General features: G+C 70.0%; 19 protein-coding genes and 1 tRNA gene. 10 read left to right on the plus strand and 10 right to left on the minus strand.

Annotation, left to right across the window (positions count from 1 at the left end):
• Window positions 1-52 precede the first annotated feature (52 nt).
• From ACOWU6_RS09695 to ACOWU6_RS09710, 4 genes are all read left to right on the plus strand, one after another.
• The gene (locus ACOWU6_RS09695; protein ID WP_421075551.1) at window positions 53-961 is read left to right on the plus strand and encodes an ACP S-malonyltransferase; all 909 of its coding nucleotides are present in this window, start codon (window positions 53-55) and stop codon (window positions 959-961) included.
• Between the two features lie 20 nt (window positions 962-981).
• Window positions 982-1,986 carry a beta-ketoacyl-ACP synthase III gene (locus ACOWU6_RS09700; RefSeq protein WP_271171875.1) on the plus strand — a complete coding sequence of 335 codons (1,005 nt, stop codon included), beginning with the start codon at window positions 982-984 and terminating at the stop codon, window positions 1,984-1,986.
• A gap of 90 nt (window positions 1,987-2,076) precedes the next feature.
• On the plus strand, window positions 2,077-2,322 hold the full coding sequence (locus ACOWU6_RS09705; RefSeq protein WP_271171876.1) for an acyl carrier protein: 246 nt from the start codon (window positions 2,077-2,079) through the stop codon (window positions 2,320-2,322).
• A gap of 84 nt (window positions 2,323-2,406) precedes the next feature.
• Window positions 2,407-3,648: a beta-ketoacyl-[acyl-carrier-protein] synthase family protein gene (locus ACOWU6_RS09710; RefSeq protein WP_271171877.1), complete on the plus strand. Its 1,242-nt coding sequence runs from the start codon at window positions 2,407-2,409 to the stop codon at window positions 3,646-3,648.
• Window positions 3,649-3,736: 88 nt separating this feature from the next.
• On the opposite strand, the gene ACOWU6_RS09715 is transcribed toward ACOWU6_RS09710, so the two are convergent.
• On the minus strand, window positions 3,737-4,240 hold the full coding sequence (locus ACOWU6_RS09715) for a DUF3145 domain-containing protein (protein WP_271171878.1): 504 nt from the start codon (window positions 4,238-4,240) through the stop codon (window positions 3,737-3,739).
• Between the two features lie 237 nt (window positions 4,241-4,477).
• Here ACOWU6_RS09715 and ACOWU6_RS09720 point away from each other — a divergent pair, with 237 nt between their 5' ends.
• Window positions 4,478-5,995 carry an APC family permease gene (locus ACOWU6_RS09720; RefSeq protein WP_421075552.1) on the plus strand — a complete coding sequence of 506 codons (1,518 nt, stop codon included), beginning with the start codon at window positions 4,478-4,480 and terminating at the stop codon, window positions 5,993-5,995.
• A gap of 1 nt (window position 5,996) precedes the next feature.
• Here ACOWU6_RS09720 and ACOWU6_RS09725 read toward each other — a convergent pair whose 3' ends face one another.
• Window positions 5,997-6,602 carry a helix-turn-helix domain-containing protein gene (locus ACOWU6_RS09725; protein ID WP_282977759.1) on the minus strand — a complete coding sequence of 202 codons (606 nt, stop codon included), beginning with the start codon at window positions 6,600-6,602 and terminating at the stop codon, window positions 5,997-5,999.
• Window positions 6,603-6,679: 77 nt separating this feature from the next.
• On the opposite strand from ACOWU6_RS09725, the gene ACOWU6_RS09730 reads away from it, so the two are divergent.
• Entirely contained in the window at window positions 6,680-8,026 is a 1,347-nt protein-coding gene (locus tag ACOWU6_RS09730) for a pyridoxal phosphate-dependent decarboxylase family protein (RefSeq protein ID WP_421075563.1), read from the plus strand.
• Here ACOWU6_RS09730 and ACOWU6_RS09735 read toward each other — a convergent pair whose 3' ends face one another.
• Window positions 8,027-8,440 carry a low molecular weight phosphotyrosine protein phosphatase gene (locus ACOWU6_RS09735; RefSeq protein WP_421075553.1) on the minus strand — a complete coding sequence of 138 codons (414 nt, stop codon included), beginning with the start codon at window positions 8,438-8,440 and terminating at the stop codon, window positions 8,027-8,029.
• Between the two features lie 196 nt (window positions 8,441-8,636).
• Here ACOWU6_RS09735 and ACOWU6_RS09740 point away from each other — a divergent pair, with 196 nt between their 5' ends.
• Window positions 8,637-9,839 carry an NAD(P)/FAD-dependent oxidoreductase gene (locus ACOWU6_RS09740; protein ID WP_421075554.1) on the plus strand — a complete coding sequence of 401 codons (1,203 nt, stop codon included), beginning with the start codon at window positions 8,637-8,639 and terminating at the stop codon, window positions 9,837-9,839.
• A gap of 10 nt (window positions 9,840-9,849) precedes the next feature.
• On the opposite strand, the gene ACOWU6_RS09745 is transcribed toward ACOWU6_RS09740, so the two are convergent.
• From ACOWU6_RS09745 to ACOWU6_RS09760, 4 genes are all read right to left on the minus strand, one after another.
• Window positions 9,850-10,071, minus strand: coding sequence for a hypothetical protein (locus ACOWU6_RS09745; RefSeq protein ID WP_421075555.1), 222 nt, complete (start codon window positions 10,069-10,071; stop codon window positions 9,850-9,852).
• An 85-nt stretch (window positions 10,072-10,156) separates the two neighbouring features.
• On the minus strand, window positions 10,157-10,546 hold the full coding sequence (locus ACOWU6_RS09750; protein WP_421075556.1) for a hypothetical protein: 390 nt from the start codon (window positions 10,544-10,546) through the stop codon (window positions 10,157-10,159).
• A 141-nt stretch (window positions 10,547-10,687) separates the two neighbouring features.
• Window positions 10,688-10,764: transfer RNA gene (locus ACOWU6_RS09755), tRNA-Ile, on the minus strand.
• Window positions 10,765-10,779: 15 nt separating this feature from the next.
• Window positions 10,780-11,883 (minus strand): DMT family transporter, encoded by a 1,104-nt coding sequence (locus ACOWU6_RS09760; RefSeq protein ID WP_421075564.1) that lies wholly within the window; start codon window positions 11,881-11,883, stop codon window positions 10,780-10,782.
• A 66-nt stretch (window positions 11,884-11,949) separates the two neighbouring features.
• Between ACOWU6_RS09760 and def the strand changes: the two genes are divergently transcribed.
• The 3 genes from def (at window position 11,950) to ACOWU6_RS09775 (ending at window position 15,171) form a co-directional block, all read left to right on the plus strand.
• The gene (def, locus tag ACOWU6_RS09765; RefSeq protein ID WP_271171882.1) at window positions 11,950-12,516 is read left to right on the plus strand and encodes a peptide deformylase; all 567 of its coding nucleotides are present in this window, start codon (window positions 11,950-11,952) and stop codon (window positions 12,514-12,516) included.
• 133 nt (window positions 12,517-12,649) lie between these two features.
• Entirely contained in the window at window positions 12,650-13,171 is a 522-nt protein-coding gene (locus tag ACOWU6_RS09770; RefSeq protein WP_271171883.1) for a septum formation family protein, read from the plus strand.
• A gap of 47 nt (window positions 13,172-13,218) precedes the next feature.
• Window positions 13,219-15,171, plus strand: a complete 1,953-nt coding sequence (locus ACOWU6_RS09775) for a glycoside hydrolase family 15 protein (RefSeq protein WP_421075557.1) — start codon at window positions 13,219-13,221, stop codon at window positions 15,169-15,171.
• Window positions 15,172-15,175: 4 nt separating this feature from the next.
• On the opposite strand, the gene ACOWU6_RS09780 is transcribed toward ACOWU6_RS09775, so the two are convergent.
• From ACOWU6_RS09780 to ACOWU6_RS09790, 3 genes are all read right to left on the minus strand, one after another.
• Window positions 15,176-16,543, minus strand: coding sequence for a glucose-6-phosphate dehydrogenase (locus ACOWU6_RS09780; RefSeq protein ID WP_421075558.1), 1,368 nt, complete (start codon window positions 16,541-16,543; stop codon window positions 15,176-15,178).
• 228 nt (window positions 16,544-16,771) lie between these two features.
• A complete protein-coding gene (locus ACOWU6_RS09785) occupies window positions 16,772-17,905 on the minus strand; it encodes a carbohydrate-binding protein (protein WP_421075559.1) in 1,134 nt (377 codons plus the stop codon).
• Window positions 17,851-19,251: a family 43 glycosylhydrolase gene (locus tag ACOWU6_RS09790; protein ID WP_421075560.1), complete on the minus strand. Its 1,401-nt coding sequence runs from the start codon at window positions 19,249-19,251 to the stop codon at window positions 17,851-17,853. The genes ACOWU6_RS09785 and ACOWU6_RS09790 overlap by 55 nt, the downstream gene beginning before the upstream one ends.
• Window positions 19,252-19,696: the final 445 nt, after the last annotated feature.

The raw sequence follows: 19,696 nt of genomic DNA on the forward strand, positions 1-19,696 counted from the left end.
TCTTGTGACGATCTCGCCAGCGAGCCGCCGTTCCGGTTGGCATGATGGTCAAGTGATCGTCGCCGCATTCCCCGGACAGGGGTCCCAGACGCCCGGATTCCTCAGCCCCTGGCTCGAGCTCGACGGGGTGCGCGAGCGCCTCGAGGCCGCCTCCGACGCCGCTCAGGTCGACCTCATCGCGGCCGGAACGGAGTGGGACGCCGACCGCATCCGCGACACGCGGGTCGCTCAGCCGCTCATCGTCGCAGCGAGCCTCGTCTCGTACGAGGCCCTGCAGGCGCGCGCGTCCGCCCCGGGCGGGGTGGCTGGCCACTCGGTCGGCGAGATCGGCGCGCTCGTCGCCGCCGGCGTGATCGGATTCGAGGACGGCATGCGGCTCGTCGGCCTGCGCGGCCGCGCGATGGCCGAGGCGGCCGCCCAGGCGGAGACGGGCATGAGCGCTGTCGTGGGCGGCGTCGAGGAGCAGGTGCTCCAGGCGATCGCCGACGCGGGCCTCGAGCCCGCCAACTACAACGGCGGCGGGCAGATCGTCGCGGCCGGAGCGACGGACGCTCTCGCCGGCCTCGCCGCGTCCGCTCCGCGTGGAGCGCGGGTCATCCCGCTTCAGGTGGCCGGCGCCTTCCACACGTCGTACATGGCTCCCGCCACGGGCCCGCTGCAGGAGGCCGTCGAGGGGATCGCCGAAGTGGGCGATCCCGCGCTCCCGCTCTGGACCAACAGCGACGGCACGACGGTGGCGACCGGGCGCCGTGCGCTTGAGCTCATCGTCCACCAGGTGAGCCACCCGGTGCGGTGGGACCTGTGCATGACATCGTTCGCCGACGCGGAGATCGCGGGGCTCATCGAGCTCGCGCCCGCGGGCGCTCTCGTCGGGCTCGCGAAGCGCGGGCTCAAGGGCGTGCCGACGGTCGCGGTGAAGACCCCGGATGATCTCGACGCGGCAGCGGCGCTGCTCGCGTGAGTGAGGAGAAGAAGAGCAGGATGACGACCCCCACGCTGAAGGAAGCCACCGGCAGCGCCCACTCGCGCATCTACGCCTACGGCGCCGCGCGCGGCCAGAACGCCGTGCCCAACGACGACCTCGTCGGGCCGATCGACTCGAGCGACGAGTGGATCCGCCAGCGCACCGGCATCATCACGCGCGTGCGCGCCGACAAGGCGACGACGGCCGTCGAGCTCGCGGCCGACGCGGCGACCGAGGCCATCCAGCGCTCGGGCGTCGATCCCTCCGAGATCGACCTCGTCATCGTCGCCACGATCAGCAACCCGCGGCAGACGCCATCCGTCTCGGCGATCGTGGCCGACCGCGTCGGCGCGAACCCGGCCGCGGCGTACGACATCAACGCCGCGTGCGCGGGCTTCTGCTACGCGGTGGCGCAGGCCGACGCGCTGATCCGCTCGGGCGCGGCGCGGTACGCGCTCGTCATCGGCACGGAGAAGCTCAGCGACATCGTCGATCCCACTGATCGCTCGATCTCGTTCCTCCTCGGCGACGGTGCGGGTGCCGCTCTGCTCGGCCCGAGCGAGACGCCCGGGGTGTCCCAGACCCTGTGGGGCTCCGACGGGTCGAAGTCGGAGGCCGTGCGCATGAACGCGACGCTCACGGCGTTCCGCGACGGCGAGGCGGAGTGGCCGACGCTGCGCCAGGAGGGCCAGACGGTCTTCCGCTGGGCGGTGTGGGAGATGGCGAAGGTCGCCAAGCAGACGCTCGAGGCCGCAGGCGTCGAGCCGTCGGACCTCGCGGCGTTCATCCCCCACCAGGCGAACATGCGGATCGTCGACGAGTTCGCCAAGCAGCTCGGGCTGCCCGACACGGTCGCGATCGCTCGTGACATCGCCGACACGGGCAACACGTCTGCCGCGTCCATCCCGCTCGCGACGCATCGCCTGCTCGAGGAGAACCCCGAGCTCTCGGGCGGTCTCGCGCTCCAGATCGGCTTCGGCGCGGGGCTCGTCTTCGCCGCTCAGGTCGTCGTCCTGCCCTGACGTTCCACGGATCGGGCCGCCTCCGCCTCTAGACTGATGGGCGGTTCCCGACCCGGATTCTGATCACCCAACCCCGAAAGAGAGAAACCCATGGCATTCACGAACGACGAGGTCCTCGCCGGACTGGCTGAGCTCATCACCGACGAGACCGGCATCGACGCTTCCGAGGTCGCCCTCGAGAAGTCGTTCACGGACGACCTCGACATCGACTCGATCTCGATGATGACGATCGTCGTCAACGCCGAGGAGAAGTTCGGCGTGACCATCCCCGACGAGGAGGTCAAGAACCTCAAGACGGTGAAGGACGCCGTCGACTTCATCACCGCCAACCAGTGAGGCTTCCGGGCGTCACGCCGCGCGGTCGCGCCGACTCGGCGTGACGCCCGATCTGCACTTCCGAGGAACACAGGGAACCAAGCCATGACCAAGCGCATCGTCGTCACGGGCCTCGGCGCGTCGTCCGCCATCGGCGGCAACGTCGAGGACAACTGGCGCAATCTCCTCGCAGGCGTCTCCGGCGCCCGCACGCTCGAGCACGACTGGGTCGAGAAGTACCAGCTCCCGGTGACCTTCGCCGCTGAGGCGATCGTCCGGCCCGAGGAGGTGCTCCCCCGCCACGAGGCCAAGCGCCTCGACCCCTCGACGCAGTTCGCGCTCATCGCGGCACGCGAGGCCTGGGCGGACGCCGGAGAGCCCGAGGTCGCGCCCGAGCGCCTCGGCGTCGACTTCGCGACCGGCATCGGCGGCGTGTGGACGCTGCTGGACGCATGGGACACCCTTCGTGAGAAGGGCCCCCGCCGCGTCATGCCGCTCACGGTGCCCATGCTCATGCCGAACGCGGCTGCCGGCAACCTCTCGCTGCAGTTCAACGCGAAGGCGTACGCGCGCACGGTCGTGAGCGCCTGCGCATCGAGCACGGAGTCGCTCTACAACGCGTACGAGCACCTCCAGCAGGGGCTCGCCGACGTCGTCATCGCCGGCGGCGCCGAGTCGGCCATCCACCCGATCACGGTGGCCTCCTTCGCCTCCGCGCAGGCTCTCTCGCGCCGGAACGACGATCCCGCAACGGCATCGCGTCCGGGCAGCATCGACCGCGACGGCTTCGTCATGGGCGAGGGCGCGGCCGCGCTCGTGCTCGAGACCGAGGAGCACGCGAAGGCCCGCGGTGCGCGGATCTACGCGTACCTCGTGGGAGGCGGCGTCACCGCGGACTCGTATCACATCACGGGCAACGACCCCGAGGGCTGGGGTGCGGCGCGCGCCGTGCAGCAGGCTCTGGAGGTCGCGGGCGCTCAGCCCGACGACGTCACCCACATCAACGCGCACGCGACCTCGACGCCGGTCGGCGATCCGAACGAGTACGTCGCCCTCAAGCGCGTGTTCGGCGACCGCATCGACGAGATCCCTGTCTCCGCCACGAAGGCGTCCACCGGGCACCTCCTCGGCGGCACGGGCGCTCTCGAGGCGGTCTACACGGTGCTCGCGCTGCGCGACCGCGTCGCTCCCCCGACGATCAACATCACCGAGCAGGACCCCGAGGTGCCGTTCAAGTTGTCCGGCCAGCCTCAGCCGCTCGGCGACGGCCCCCAGCTCGCGATCAGCAACTCGTTCGGCTTCGGCGGACACAACGCGGTCATCGCGTTCGCCTCGTACGACGGCTGATCCCACAGCGGACAGCGAGACGCCCCAGGAGTTCTCTCCTGGGGCGTCTGCAGTCTGTGGACGGCGGGACGCGGCTCCCGCCGCGGGCTCAGCCGACCTGGTGCAGCCACACGACCGGCGAGTCGTCGCCGGCGGTGCGGAAGGCCTCGAGCTCCTGATCCCATGCGCTGCCGAGGGCGACGTCCAGCTCGCGACGGAGCTCGAACGGGTCGGAGCCCGCGATCTCCATCGCGTAGCGAACGCGATCCTCGGGGATCACGACATTGCCCGCCGAGTCCATCTGCGCGTAGTGGATGCCGAGATCGGGCGTGTGCATCCAGCGGCCGCCGTCACTGCGCGGAGTGGGATCCTCCGTGACCTCGAACCGGAGGTGCTCCCATCCGCGGATGGCGGTCGCGAGGGCGGCGCCGGTGCCGGCGGGACCCTCCCAGTAGTACTCCGTGCGACGCGCGCCGTGCAGCACCGGCTGGTCCTGCCACTCGAAGTTGACGGCTCGGCCGAGAGATCGGCCGACCGCCCACTCCAGGTGCGGACACAGCGCTCGTGGCGCCGAGTGGATATAGACCACTCCGCGCGCGATGGGTGTCGCCATGATCTTCTCCGTTCGTCAGGTGCGTCTTCCCCTACGACCTGACCGGGCGATCCGGCGATTCCTCTTCAGTTCTCCCTGCATTATGACCCGCCCGCGCGTCAAATCACAAGCGTGTCGTTCCATCCGCCCGCCTCGCTGTCACTGATGTTCTCACGCGCATCCGATGATGCACTGCTGTGCGCGGAGTGCGCACTGCCGTGCTCTATAGTGGGCGGAGCTTTCGAAGGGAGCTGTTCAATGACGAATCAGGCGACGACGCCGCCCTCCACCACCACGACCGCGCTGCCGCTCGGCACCCAGCTGCTGCGACGGAAGTCGATCGACGCGATCCTCTCCGACAGCGAGGGACACGACCCCGGTCAGAGGCTCCGCCGATCTCTGGGCGTGTGGCAGCTCACGATGATCAGCGTGGGAGCGACGCTCGGCACCGGCATCCTCGTCGTCCTCGGCACGGCTGTGCCCATGGCGGGGCCGGCCGTGTGGATCGCCTTCCTGCTCGCAGGCGTCGCGGCGTTCCTCTCCGCCCTGTCGTACGCCGAGATGGCCGGGGCCGTGCCGGTTTCCGGCTCCAGCTACTCGTATTCCTACGCGACCATGGGCGAGGGCATCGCCTGGGTCTGCGGCTGGTGCCTCGTCCTCGAGTACGGCGTGTCGGTCGCCGCGATCGCGGTGGGAGCCGGCCAGTACGTGAACGACACCCTCCTGATGTTCGGGATCGAGATACCGGCCATGTGGATGCAGCCTCCGGGTGCGGGCGGGGTCTTCAACGTACCGGCCGCGGTCGTCGTGCTGTTCGGGACGGTGCTCCTCCTGCGCGGCGCCAAGGAAGCCGCGTGGGCCAACACGATCATGGTCATCATCAAGATCGGCATCCTCGTGCTCTTCATCGTCGTGGCGTTCACCGCATTCCAGGGCGGCAACTTCGAGCCCCTCGCGCCGATGGGCGCCGCCGGCATCGCGGCGGGCGCGTCGCGGCTGTTCTTCTCGTACATCGGGTTCGACGCGGCCTCGACAGCGGGCGACGAGGCGAAGGACCCGCGGCGCGACCTTCCGCGCGCCATCATCATGTCCATGGTCATCGTCACCGGGCTCTACATGCTCGTCGCGATCGCCGCGATCGGCGCGAAGCCGTGGACGCAGTTCAGCGATGCCGAGGCGACGCTCGTCGGCATCCTCGTCGACATCACGCACCAGCCGTGGATCGCGCTTCTCTTCGCCGTGGGTGCGATCGTCGCGATCATGAGCGTCGTGCTCACCGTCCTGTATGGCCAGACCCGCATCCTGCTGACGATGTCGCGCGACGGCCTCGTGCCATCCGTCTTCGGCCGCGTCTCAGAGCGGACGCGCACACCGGTCGCGAACACGCTCATCGTGGGCGTCGCGATCGCCGTGACCGCCGCGCTCATTCCGCTCGGCCAGCTTGCGGACGCGACGAGCATCGGCACGCTCTTCGCGTTCGCGCTCGTCAACCTCTCCGTGATCTACCTTCGACGCAACCGCCCTGACCTGCAGCGGACGTACCGCGTTCCGCTGTACCCCGTCGTGCCCGTCCTGGGCTTCCTCTTCTGCCTGCTGCTCATGGTCACCCTCGGGCTCACCACCTGGATCGTCTTCGGCGCATGGCTGGCCGTCGGCGCCGTGCTGTACCTCGCGTACGGACGTCGCAACTCGCGCGTCGGCCTGCTCACGCAGGACGAGTACGCCTCGAGCGCGACCGCGGCGACGTACACCCTCAAGCGCCGTGCGCGCCGGTAGGTCAGTCGCCGTGCGTCTCGGAGGCCTTCGGCGATCCGACGCCCGGCTCGAAGACGGAAAGCGTGAACCGCGCCGGGGCCGAGCCGGGGTTGGCGTACGCATGCGGCGCGTCGCCCGAGAAGGCGATGACATCGCCGGTGGCGAGCGGGTGAGTCTGCTCGCCGACCGTGACCTCGATGTCGCCGTCGAGCACCTGCAGGAGCTCCTTCGTCCCGGTCGCGTGCTCCTCGCTCTCGTGCCGTTCTCCGGGCTGCAGCGTCCAGTCCCAGAGCTCGAGCACGTCGGGCGACTCGGTTCCCGACAGGAGGACCCCCACCCCTCCCCTGTCGCCGCGCCACAGAATCGATCCCTCGCCCCTGCGCGTGACCTTCACGGCGGCGACCTGCGGATTCTCGACGAGGGCGGGCAGCCCGATGCCGAGCGCCTGGCTGATCCGGAGCAGGATCCCGACGCTCGGGTTGGTCGCGCCCTGCTCCACGTTCACGAGCATGCGACGGCTCACGCCCGCGGTCTCAGCGAGCGCGTCCAGAGTCCAGCGGCGGGCCTGCCGCTCCTGGCGCACGCGCGCGCCGATCGCCGCAGACAGGGCCGTCGTCGTCACATCCATACCGTGCACCATACTGCACCGAAGTCCCATTCCCTCGACAAGGAGCCACATTGAGCACCTCGACATCCGCGACGCGCATGCACGAGATCACCGGCGAGAACCGCAAGGTCGTCGACCTCGTGCTGAGCTACTCCCGCGAGCGACTCCTCGCGGAGGACACCCCCCTCGACAAGCCGCAGACCGAGGCGGCACTCGACGCCCTCGTCGGACAGACGATCAGCGAGGAGGGCCTCGGTGCCGAGCAGGCCCTCGCGCACTTCACGGAGACGCTCGCGCCCGCGTGCATCACGACAGACGACCCGAGCTACCTCTCCTTCATCCCGTGTGCGCCGACGAAGGCGGCCGCCGCATTCGACGTCGTCGTGTCGGCGAGCGGGCTCTACGGAGGGTCCTGGCTCGAGGGCGCCGGCGCCGTCTACGCCGAGAACCAGGTGCTGTCGTGGCTCGCAGCGGAGTTCGGCCTGCCCGCGACCGCCGGCGGGGTCTTCGTGCAGGGCGGCACGCTCGGCAACCTCTCGGCGCTCGTCGCCGCGCGGGAGTCTGCGCGCTCGACGGGGCGCACGGTTGCCCGCTGGAAGGTCGTCTGCAGCGAGGAGGCGCACTCCTCGATCGCATCGGCGGCCCGGGTGATGGACGTCGACGTCGTGGGTGTCGCGCCCGATGCCGACGGAGTCCTGCGCGGCGACGCCGTGCGGGCGGCGCTCGACGAGCACGGCGAGAGCGTGTTCGCGGTCGTCGCGACGACGGGCTCGACGAACTTCGGCATCGTCGACGATGTGGCGTCGATCTCCGAGGTGACGCGCGCACGGGGCATCTGGCTCCACGTCGATGGCGCGTACGGTCTCTCGGCGATGCTCGCGCCATCCCATCGCCACCTCTTCGCGGGCGTCGAGCATGCGGATTCGGTGATCGTCGACCCGCACAAGTGGCTCTTCGCGCCGTTCGACGCGTGCGCGCTCATCTACAGCGACCCCGAGAAGGGGCGCCGTGCGCACACTCAGCACGCCGCGTACCTCGACACGCTCACAGAGAAGGCCGACTGGAGCCCGTCGGACTTCGCCGCCCACCTGACGCGCCGCCCGCGCGGGCTCCCGCTCTGGTTCTCGCTCGCCTCCTACGGCGCCGCAGCGTACCGCTCGGCCATCTCCGCGTCCCTCGAGCTCGCGCAGGAGATCGCCGACGAGATCGAGCGGCGTCCGTATCTCACGCTCCTGCGCCGCCCGCAGCTCTCGGTCGTGGTGTTCGAGCGCGACGGATGGTCCAAGGATGACTACGAGGACTGGTCCGCTCGTCTGCTCGACGAGCAGCGCGCCTTCGTCACGCCGAGCGGGCATGAGGGGCGGACGAACGCCCGCTTCGCCATCATCAACCCGCGCACGACCATCGAGGCGCTGCGCGGCATCCTGGATTCGATGGCGGACTGATCACTCCGCCGGCGTGACCGCGCGAGACTCCCGGACCAGATCCAGGATGGCCGGTGCTCCGGCTTCGATGAGCGAGAGCGTCTCCTCGAAGTCGGAGCGGTCGCCGTACCAGGGATCCGTGACATCGCGAGTCTCGGCACCGGGGACGAACTCCATCCACAGACGGGTGCGCGCGGGGTCCGCACCCTGGCGCAGAAGCGACGCGCGGTGAAGCTCCGTCATCGCGAGCAGCAGGTCGGCGTCGAGGTCGTCATGGCTCACGACCTGCGCGGTCCGGGTCGGGACCCGATAGCCGCTCTCGGCGAGAACGGATGCCGCGCGCGGGTCGATCGGGTTTCCGAGCTCCTCCGCGCTGATGCCGGCTGAGCGCAGCGTGACGTCGATCCCGGCGGATGCGAAGCGGTCGCGCAGCACGACCTCCCCCCATCGGCGACCGGCAGATGTTCCCCGTGCACACGACGACGATCGTGCGGATCATGCGACTCGCTGTCTCTCGGCTCACGACGCGAATCTAGTGGATGCCCGGCGGCTCCGTTCGCGGATGCTCGCTGCGCCGCGCGGAGACGTCAACCCCATCGACACATCCCGCGGTGTCCTCGACCCTCGAGACATGGCAGAGACGGTTGCTCGGAGCCCGCGACGTCACGACGTCATAGTGATCGGCGGCGGAAACGGGGGCATGTCGCTCGCTGCGCGACTGCGGAAGCGCGGATGCCCGGACGTCGCGCTCATCGAGCCGTCGGCGCACCATGTCTACAAACCGCTGCAGAATTACGTCGCGGGCGGTCTCGCTCGGCGTGACGAACTCGTGCGGGCGCAGACCTCGCTTGTCCCCCAGGGCGTGCGCCTCTATCCGTCGGCGGCGCAGCGGGTCGATGCGGGCCGACGGGAGGTCATGCTCGCGGACGGCACGGTCGTCGTCGCTGGGGATGTCGTCATCGCGTGCGGCGCCGAGACCGACTGGGAGTCGCTCCCGGGCGCGCGGCGGGCGCTTCGAGACGGCATCGCGTGCACATCGTTCGAGCTCGAGCATGTCGAGCGCACCTGGGACAGGATCCGCGCTCTCGACCGCGGGACGGCCCTGTTCACGCTGCACGGGCAGCCCGCCTCGGGTCGTGAGACCGCGCTGAAACCTCTCTTCCTGGCCTGCGACCACTGGCGACGCCGGGGCGTTCTCAGCGACGTCCGGGTCGTGCTCGTGCACGACGCCGACCGCCTCCATCCCGTCGATGAGATCGCTGGGGCCATCCGGACGGCGATCGACGACTACGGAATAGAGGTCCTGGCCTCGACGCGCGTCGAGAGCATCGAACAGGACGCGCTGGCCGTCGACGGACCCGAGGGAACAGCTCGGATCGCAGCGGACCTCATTCATCTGCTCCCGCCGTACCGCGCTCCCGCCTTCGTCTGCGAATCGGGGCTCGCCGGCGAGCAGACGCAGGGATTCGTCGACGTGGACCCACGCACGCTGCAGCACCGCGACCATCCGCACATCTGGGCACTCGGCGACGCGGCCGACCTCGGCGATGCCCGCACGGGCGGCGCACTCCGTCACCAGGTCAAGACGGTGGTCGAGAACATCCCTCGGCGCCGCTCCGGTCGGCCGCTCCTCGAGTACGACGGCTATACCGTCGCACCGATCACGACGTCGCGGCGCGCACTCGTCTTCGGCGAGTACGACAGCCGCACTCACCGCGTCATGCGGACCATCCCGCTGCTCGACCCGCTCCGGCCGCGCCCGTGGTGGTTCGCACTCGATCGGTGGGTGCTCCCCCAGCTGTACTGGCACGGCATCGTCCGCGGGAGAGTCTGAGCGCCCTCCGTCACACGCCACCGCCGGCGTTCGCGCCGGTCCCGCCGGTGTACCCCTGCGACGCGCGGATCCGGGCGATGTCCACGTCGTACTTCGTCCGGACGTCCTCAGCGAGCGGCTGCTCGTCACCGGGAAGCGAGGCCGACCTGCGCTCGCGCACGAGCACCCAGATGAAACCCCCGACGATCGGCGCCGCGATCAGCGCGACCAAGGTCCATTCGATCCAGGTCATGGCACCCCCTCCTGCGTCGTTCTCGAAGGGTAGCGCGGGTCGAGCGCTTGCGGCCAGACGCACGGCGCTTCGTTCGTCGTTGTCCTCAGCCGGCGGCGCAGTTCGGGTCGCCCTCGCCATAGCACGGGACGTAGTCGCCGGGAAGCTCGTGTGTCGCCGGCGCCGGCGCAGGCGCCCATCGGAGATGAGGGACCGCGAAGACGTACGCGGCCCCGAGCACCAGCACGGCGAGGAGCATCGCGACGACGACTCTCCAGGCCGATTCTCGGAAGACGGCTGCGGCACCTGCGACGACGGAGGCGGCGACCGCGATCCCGGCCGCTAACTCGTACGCGATGATCTCATCCGACGTCGGCGACGGGGCGGGGCCGCCCAAGGAGAAGTACACCGAGAAGTAGATGCAGAACAGGAATGGAATGGCCAGCGTCGCGACGATGGAAGCGATGGCGAACACACGCGAGCTGCGCGTCCGCACGCTCCGATCGGATCGATCGGCCCAGGCGCCCCCGTTCCACATAGGGGAACCATACGCAGCGGCGGATGCGCGTGCCATCGGCCGTATGGGGGACAGACGCCCCGCCCGGAGGGAGGGCGGCGCAGATCGCCAGGGCCGAAATGGTAGGGCGGGTCGGACTTGAACCGACGATCGTTGGGTTATGAGCCCACTGCCTTAACCAGCTTGGCCACCGCCCCGTACAGCCCTAGAGCCTATCGCGCGTCGAGGCCGGAGCCCTCGTCGCCGTCTCGCGGCCCGTTGCGCCGCGAGAGGAGATCCTCGGGGTCGCGCGCCGCGCGCAGCGCGTCCAGCGCCGACGACCCGCTCTGGCCATCCGCTCGGTCGCCGTCCGCGCCATCCGAGCCGCGTCGGATCGACAGCTCCTGGCTCTCGCTGACGACCTGCGGATGGTGCCGCGCGAGGAGGAAGACGCCGAGCGACGCGACCGCGCCGACCACGACGAAGACGATGAGCGCCCACAGCGGGGCATTCGCCGCCTCGCCGAGGACGATCGCGCCGATGAGCACCGCGACGATCGGGTCGATCACCGTGAGGCCGGCGATCACGAGGTCGGGCGGCCCCGACGCGTACGCGGTCTGCACGAAGTACCCGCCCGCGGCAGCGGCCGCGACGAGCGCGACGATGCAGAGCCAGACGGTCCAGTCCACGTCGCCGGCCTGGAAGCGCTTGATGACGATCTTCGCGAGCGTCGCGACGAACCCGTAGAGCGCGCCGGCGGCCGTGATGTAGAAGAGCGCGCCGATCCGGCGGCGCAGGATGAGCCAAGCCGCGCCGAGAAGGATGATCACGGCGAGCAGGATCGCGAGCACCACGAGCAGCTCGAAGTCGGTGATCGAGCGCTCGGTTGCGAAGAGCGCCGCGACGAGCACGAAGACGAGGATGCCGCCGACGCACAGGCCGATGGCGGTGATCGAGTTCCGGGTCGGCATATGACCCGTGATCTGCGCGTTCAGCAGGGTCGTGATGACGAGCGAGATCGCGCCGAGCGGCTGCACGACGATGAGCGGTGCGACGGCGAGAGCACTCAGCTGGCAGATGATCGCGACGCCGAGCAGGATCGTCCCGATGATCCACGACGGGCGGGACATGAGGCGCAGGAGGTGCGCGGCCCCGAGGCCTGCGCGGCCCTCGGCGCCGGCGAGCCGCTCGACCTTCTTCACGCCGCGGCTCTGGTACTGGGCGCCGAGCGACATGAAGACGGCACCCGCGATCGCGAGCGGGATGCCGAGCAGCAGGCCGGGGTTCTCGAATGCGCCGACGAGCTGCTCGCCGATGTCCGCCGCTGCCAGGCTCATGGCCTCCGAGGTTCCCCAGGTCACCCACCGAGACTAACGCCCGATCGCGCCGACTACCCTGAAGGGATGGCCGTTCTGCCGATTCGCATCTGGGGCGATCCCGTCCTGCACGCCCCCGCTTCGCCCGTCGACGAGATCACCGACGAGATCCGCACGCTCGTCCGCGACATGTACGAGACCATGGACGCCGCGCCCGGTGTCGGCCTCGCGGCGCCGCAGGTCGGCGTCGGCCTGCGCATCTACACCTACACGTACGAGGACGACGACGGGAACCCCTGGCGCGGCGAGATCATCAACCCCGAGCTCTGGATGGTGCCGCTCGAGCCGGGCGACCCCGACGAGGACCTCGAGTCGGAGGGCTGCCTCTCGTTCCCCGGCGAGCGCTTCCCGCTGCGCCGTTCCGACCGGGTCGTCGTCACGGGGATCGACCTCGAGGGTGCTCCGGTCCGCATCGAGGTCGACGGATGGCGCGCGCGCATCATGCAGCACGAGTTCGACCACCTCGAGGGCGTCGTCTACGTCGACCGCCTCTCCGAGCGGGACTGGAAGACGGCGCAGAAGATCTCGAAGAAGCGCGGGTGGGGCCGTCCTGGCGTGAGCTGGATGCCCGGCGTCGACGACCTCGACGCCTGAGCGCCGCCGCGTGGAAGGGCTCTTCCGAGCCTGCTCGCTTTGCGCGAGGATCGAGGCGACGCGTAGCGTTCTGAGTGGGGTGCGGGCGTGAGGCTTCTGGTGCCCCGACCTACGCACACAGGAGAGTGACCCCATGATTCGCACCAACCCGACCCGTCGCGTCCTCGTCGCGGGCGCCGCCGTCGCCCTGGCCTTCTCGCTCGGCGGGTGCTCGAGCATCGCCAACCTGCTCAACGGCGAGACCGCCGCGCGCGACGAGGAGACGCAGGAAGTCACCGAGGGCGGGACGGTCGACGTCTTCTCGCTCGAGGTCGGCGACTGCACCGGCGCCACCGCCGAAGGCGAGGTGACCGACATCGAGGTCGTCCCGTGCGACGAGCCTCACGACTCCGAGGTCTACCACGAGTTCGAGATGGAGGACGGCGAGTGGCCCGGCGAGGCCGCCGTCGACACCGCGGCGGAGGAAGGCTGCACGGGCGAGGCGTTCGAGGCCTTCATCGGGCTCCCCTACGACCAGTCCGAGCTCTACGTGACCTACCTCACGCCCCTCGAGGACACGTGGAGCGACCCCTCGGTCGCCGACCGGCTCATCCAGTGCATGGCCTACATGCCCGGCGAGGAGCTCACCGGAACGCTGCGCGACTCCAACCGCTGAGCGCAAGGGCGTTTCGCTCGCCTCCGTGCCCGCCTACGGTGGGGCGCATGGCTTCGCACCATCCGCGCCCACCGCAGGCGGCACCATCCGCCCCCATCGAGGACTACGCACTCGTCGGCGACCTCCACACCGCGGCGCTCGTCTCGCGGACGGGCAGCATCGACTGGCTCTGCCTGCCGCGCTTCGACTCCTCCTCTCTGTTCGCCGCACTCCTGGACGACGAGCGCGCGGGCCGCTGGTCTCTCCGCCCTGTCGACGAGACGGCGACGTCGAGACGCTCGTACATCGAGGACACCTTCGTTCTGCGGACCACCTGGCAGACGCCCGACGGCGAGGCCGAGGTGCTCGACTTCATGCCGCTCGGCGACAGCCGGCCCAATCTCGTGCGGCGCATCCGCGGGCTGCGCGGCTCGGTCGCGTTCACGGAGCGGTTCGCGGTGCGATTCGACTACGGCGCCGCCCTTCCCTGGGTCCGTCAGATCGAGTACGGAGACCGACCCGCGATCCTCGCGACAGCGGGGCCCGACTCGATCATCCGGCGCGGGCCGCGTGTGCGGGCGCAGGGCCTCGAGCACCGCGGTGAGCACGCGGTGTCGGAGGGGCAGACGATCGACATCGTGCTCACGTGGTACCCGTCGCATCGTCATCCGCCGAAGCCGCTCGACGTCGACGCAGCGCTCGATCTGACACTCGACTGGTGGCGCGAGTGGGCGCGACGCAGTGCGCCGCCCGCCCCGTACGCGCAGGAGGTGCGACGCTCGCTGCTCGTGCTCCGGGCGCTCACCGACGAGGACACCGGCGGCATCTCGGCGGCCGCCACGACGAGCCTGCCCGAGACCGAGGGCGGCGTGCGCAACTGGGACTACCGGTACGTCTGGCTGCGCGACGCGGCGCTCACGATCGCCGTGCTGCTCACGCACGGCTACCGCGAGGAGGCGGAGGAATGGCGCGGATGGCTGCTGCGCGCCATCGCCGGGGATCCCGCGGATGTGCAGATCATGTACGGGATCGGGGGCGAGCGCCGCCTGCCGGAGTTCGAGCTCGAAGGACTGCGCGGCCATGGCGGCGCTCGACCGGTGCGCATCGGCAACGGCGCATACCGTCAGCGTCAATGGGACATCTTCGGCGAGGTCATGGTGGCGCTGCACGGCGCTCGCGTCGCAGGCCTCGAGGAGACAGCCGCGTCGTGGCCGCTGCAGCGGGCGCTGCTGGCGTTCCTCGCCGACAACTGGCAGCGGCCGGATCACGGGATCTGGGAGATCCGCGGCGACGAGCGGCACTTCACGCACTCCCGCGCGATGGTCTGGGCCGCCTTCGATCGCGGGGCGCGCGGTGTGCGCGAGTTCGGCCTGCCCGGTGACGCGGACCGGTGGCAGGAGCTCGCCGACACCATCCGCGCGGAGATCCTCGCGCGCGGATTCGACGAGCGGCGCGGCTCGTTCCGGCAGCACTACGACACCGACGAGGTCGACGCCGCGCTGCTCCAGCTGCCGCAGATCGGATTCCTCGCTCCGGACGACGAACGCATGACGGGCACGGTGGCCGCGATCGAGGAGGACCTCATGGCGGACGGGCTGCTGCTGCGCTATCGGACCTCGTCCGGGGTCGACGGTCTCGCTGGCGAAGAGCATCCGTTCCTCGCGTGCTCCTTCTGGCTCGTCGAGCAGTACGCGGGGTCGGGGCGCCTCGAGGACGCCGAGGCGCTCATGGCACGAGCCCTGGAGGCCGTCAACGACGTGGGGCTGCTCGCCGAGGAGTACGACCCCGTGCGCCGTCGGCAGATGGGCAACACCCCGCAGGCGCTCTCCCACCTCGCGCTGGTCCGCGCCGCGGACGCGATCGACATCGCGCGACGCGGGCGCGACGACCTGGCCCCGCACGTGCGCGGCGAGAGCGAAGGCGATGCGGAGGCGACCGGCACGCGCGAGAAGGAGCCGACGCCCGCCGAGGCGCGCGAGAGCTCGGGGACGCCCCTGCCCGCTCGCGACCCGGTCGAGTGACGGGTCAGCCCGCCGCGGTCCCCCATCCGTCGGGGCCCGCGCTGCCGGCCGCATAGTCCTCGAGCGGCACGCGACCCTCGCGCCACGCTTCAAGAACCGGGGCGACAATGCGCCAGCACTCCTCCGCGATGTCTCCGCGGACCGAGAGCAGCGGGTCGCCGTCGAGGATGCCCTCGAGCACCTGCCCGTACGGGAGGAGGTCGCCCGGGGCCTTGTCGGTGGACAGGCGCGTCTGCTCGAGAGTGAACGGATCGCCGCTCCCGTTCATGGACAGGTCGAGGGCGACCTCGCCCGAGAGCAGGTCGAGCACGATGCTGTCGCTCTTCGGCTCGCCGATGAAGCCCGGGATCTCCGGCGCCGGCTTGAAGCGGACGGTCACCGTGGTGCGATCGGCCGAGATGGCCTTTCCCGACCGGAGGACGAACGGCACCCCGCGCCAGCGCGGCGTGTCGACGGCGCACGTGATCTGAGCGAGCGTCTCGGTCTCGCGGGCCGGGTCCACACCCTCTTCGTCGACGTAGGACGGGAGGTCCCGCTCCCCGACTCGCCCGGCCGTGTACCGCGCGCGCTTCGACGCGGCGACGGGGTCATCGTCCCAGACGCGGGTGCTGCGCAGCACCTGCGCGATGTTGGAGCGGAGCTCGGCCTGGTCGAGTCGCGGGAGCGGCTCCAGCGCGACGAGCGACAGCACCTCGAGCAGGTGGCTCTGGAGCATGTCGACGAGGGCGCCCGCGCTGTCGTAGTACCCGCCACGGCCCTCGAGCGCGAGCGTCTCGTCGAAGACGACCTCGACGCGCTCGACGTGCTCCGCACGCCATGCGCCCTCGAGCACGCGATTCGCGAACCGCAGGCCCAGCACGTTCAGCACCATCGACATCCCGAGGAAGTGGTCGATGCGGAAGATCTGCTCCTCGGGGACGAGCAGCGTGAGCAGGCGATTGAGACGCCTCGCGCTCTCGAGGTCGGTCCCGAACGGCTTCTCGAGAGCGAGTCGCGTGCCCTCGGGCACCTCGACCTCGCGCAGAGCCTCGCAGACCTTGGCGCTCACCGCGGGCGGCAGCGCGAAGTAGATGACGGGCGTGTGCGCGCACGCATCGAGGAGGCGCTTCAGGTCCTCGGCGCTCGTCGCGTCGGCGGGGATGTACTCGGTGGAATCGAGGAGCGCGTCGGGGTCGGCTCCGACGTCGGCGGCTTCGAAGCTCGTGCGGACGATCTCGTCCCACACATCGCTGCGGTCGTCGAGGCCCGCCCCGATGACCTGGACGTCGTACTCGCGTCGGGTGAGAAGGCTCGCCAGCCCGGGCAGCAGGAGCCGCTTCGTGAGATCGCCGCCTGCACCGAGGATGAGGATGCTCGCACTCGTCTTGGTCATGCCTGCGACGCTATCGAGAGCGCGCCACGCGCGTCGAGGGGTTGCATGAGCGTGTCCGTTGACGCCGAGTGTGTGCGCTGGCGCCGAGCGTGTTCGCTGGCGCCGAGAGGGGCGGCGGCGGCGCGGCGCTCGGCGCGGGTTCGGCACATGGAGCGGGGGTGCGGCGCTCGGTGCAACGGCACGGGGCCGGTCGGAGACTCCCGACCGGCCCCGCATCCGCGCGCGACGTCAGCCGCAGCTGGCGGCCTCGGTCGGGATGTCGCGCTGCACCTCGACCTGCTCTCCGTCCACGGTCGCCGTCGCCGTGACCGTCAGCGAGCCCGCGTCGACCTGCGAGTGCCGCGTGTTGATCGCGGCCGACCTCGCGGCACCGGGATCGACGGCGCCCAGCTCACGCCGCCCGAACGCGGACTCGACGACGAAGGTCGCCGCCACATCGTCCTCGTTCACCACCCGCACGGTCTGCATGATCTGCTTGCCGGCCAGGCAGCGGTCGAGCACCTCGACGGTGAAGGCGAGCGCGTCGTCCGCCGCGAACGCCCAGTTGTCCACCTCCAGCAGATCCGCGTCCGCTGCCGCGCCATCCGCCCCGGCGAACACGAAGAACACGTCGTGCTCGCCGGTCGCGCCGGTGACCGGCGCCTCGACCGTCGTCCACTCCCCGAGCGTGCCGTCGACCGGGATCTCCGCGACGACCTGCCCGTCGACATCGTCCAGGCGCACCTGGACGCTGGCGCCTTCGACGAGCGGCTTGACCCGTGCGGACACCGTCTTCGCCCCGTTGCCGAATTCCACGCCGGCGACCGCGGCGAAGTCGCCGTCGTTCACGTCGGCGAGCAGCATGTTGCCGCCGCCGTTGTGCTCGGGGAACTCCACGGACGGGGCGTCGGCCTGCTCGGTGCTGATGCCCAGCTGCCACGCGAGCGTCTCTGCCTCGAACGTGCGATACGGATCGAAGCTCTCGACCTGATCGACGCCTGCGCGCGTGCCCTGGACCGGCTTGATCGTGCCGTCCTCGTTGAACTCGAGCTTGTCGATGTGGACCGAGCGGTATCCCTGGGTGGCACCCGGCGTGCCGAGCGCCGCGGCCCACGCGGCACCGCGGGTCTGGGCGTGGTAGGTGAGGTACGTCTCGCCCTTGAACGTGAACATGTCGGAGTGGTTGTTGCCGCCGTTGCCCGCGCCGAAGTGCACGGCGGGGTTCTGGAACGCCACACCCGCGTACTTCGCGGAGGACAGGTCCATCGGATCGTCCGTCATCATGTATGCGATCGCTCCGCGCTCGGGGTACTTGCCGGGCTCTGGCGTCACCTGGAAGTTCGACGAGTACGAGTAGTAGTACCGGCCATCGTGCTTGAACATGCTCGAGGCCTCGAAGATGCCCGGGCATCGATCTCGACGGGGTCGCCGGCGAGCGTCACCATGTCGTCTTCCAGCTTTGCCACGCGCGTCGACTTCGGGTTCTGGGGCCCCTGCTGGTTGGGGCTCGTGCCGATGACCGAGTTGCCGCCGAAGTACAGGTACCCCTGACCGTCGTCGTCGATGAACACCTCGGGGTCGAACAGCCACATGCCCGCGGGGAAGCCGCCGTTCGCGATGTACTCGGGCGAAACCGTGTCGGGGATGATCTTCTTGCCCACCGGGTCCGTCCAGGGGCCGAGCGGCGACCCTCCGACGACGACCGCGGTCCCTGTGCCGCTGTCGCAGAAGTAGAGGTAGACCTTGCCATCCTTCTCGATGGCCGCGGGCGCCCACGAGTTGCGCGCCCACGGGGCCGCACCTCCCTCGCGCGCGACCGGCACGCTGCCGTGATCGACCCAGTTGACCATGTCGCTGGTCGACATGACGTTCAGACGGGTGATCGCTCCGTACCCGTTCGGCTGGGTCGGGAGTCCGTTCGCGTCCTTGCTGTTCGCCTCGTACTGCTGGGTGTCGTCCGTGGAGTAGATGTAGAGCCGGCCGTTGTAGATCAGGTGGTGCGGATCGGCCCCGAACTTGTGCCCCACGAGGGGGTTGTGGTCGCCGATCGGCTTCGTCTGGACCGACTCCAGGTTCGTGTACGCCGGCGCCTCAGGAGCGTCGGCGATCTTCACCAGCGAGAGCTCGTCGACCTTGAAATCCTGAAGGGCCGACGACCCCCACGGCGTCTCGACGAAGAACCACGACGCCGCGACGTGACGATCCTCGGCCGTGAACTCCCGCGTGAACGTGCCCCACTGGCCCTTGGTGAACAAGTTCCCGTAGTCGACGCACCCGTTGAAGTTCGACGGGCAGAACGTGAAGTTGAACTGCTGTGCGGCGGCGCCCTCGTCGTACTTGAGCTTCCCGGTCATGCGGTACGTCGCGCCGAGCTCGAGCTTCCCCGCGACGTCGGCGAACGGACCCGACTGGGTGTTCTCGCGATTCGTCACCGAGAGCGAGTGCGCGCCGCTCGCCGCGTCGTCGCTGAGGGCGAGCGTGCCACCGCGCTGGCTGGTCCAGCCGGAGGCATCCTCCACGAATCGCCCATCCGGCAGGAGGCTGGCGGGAACGGCGGGCGGCTCCGGCGCGGTGCCGAGTTCCGCCGGGACGGGCGCCGCGACGGCCTCCGGTGCCGCATAGGCGACCTGGCCGGCCAGCGTGACCGACGACGCGATCAGCGTCGCGATGCCGAGAGCCGCCGCTGCGCGGCGTCGCCGCCCGCGGGGACGGATGTGTCGTGATCTCACTTGCTGCACTCCTTTGTCCATGGTGGATGTCACGGGGGTCGTGCCTCGCGCATGGCCCGAGAAGGCGCACGAAGGCAGCGGGATCCTGAGATCCCGCAAGCGGTTCAGGCGCCGTAGTGACCCTCGCGACGGATCGATATCGTTTTCGTTGACGGCACTTCTGCACCCTCCTCCTCGAGGTGCACACGACCGCGCCGGCGCCTGCCTGGATGTTACCGGGAACAATGCGCGCGGAGCAAGCCTCGAACAATGCGTGGGGAGCAAGCCTCCGCGACGCCGATTCCCCTGGGATGCGGGGGGTTATAGGCCAAAAGGAGTGGATGGGTTCTCGATCTAGCCGCGGAATCTCGCGGTAGAACGGGGATCGCTATGGTCCGCGACCCTTAGTCGTGGGCCTTGCGACGAACTCGACCACCTGTCTGGTATGCGGCATCAAGCTCGTCAA

It is taken from the genome of Microbacterium sp. SA156 (genome assembly GCF_049065455.1).
Classification (GTDB): domain Bacteria; phylum Actinomycetota; class Actinomycetes; order Actinomycetales; family Microbacteriaceae; genus Microbacterium; species Microbacterium barkeri.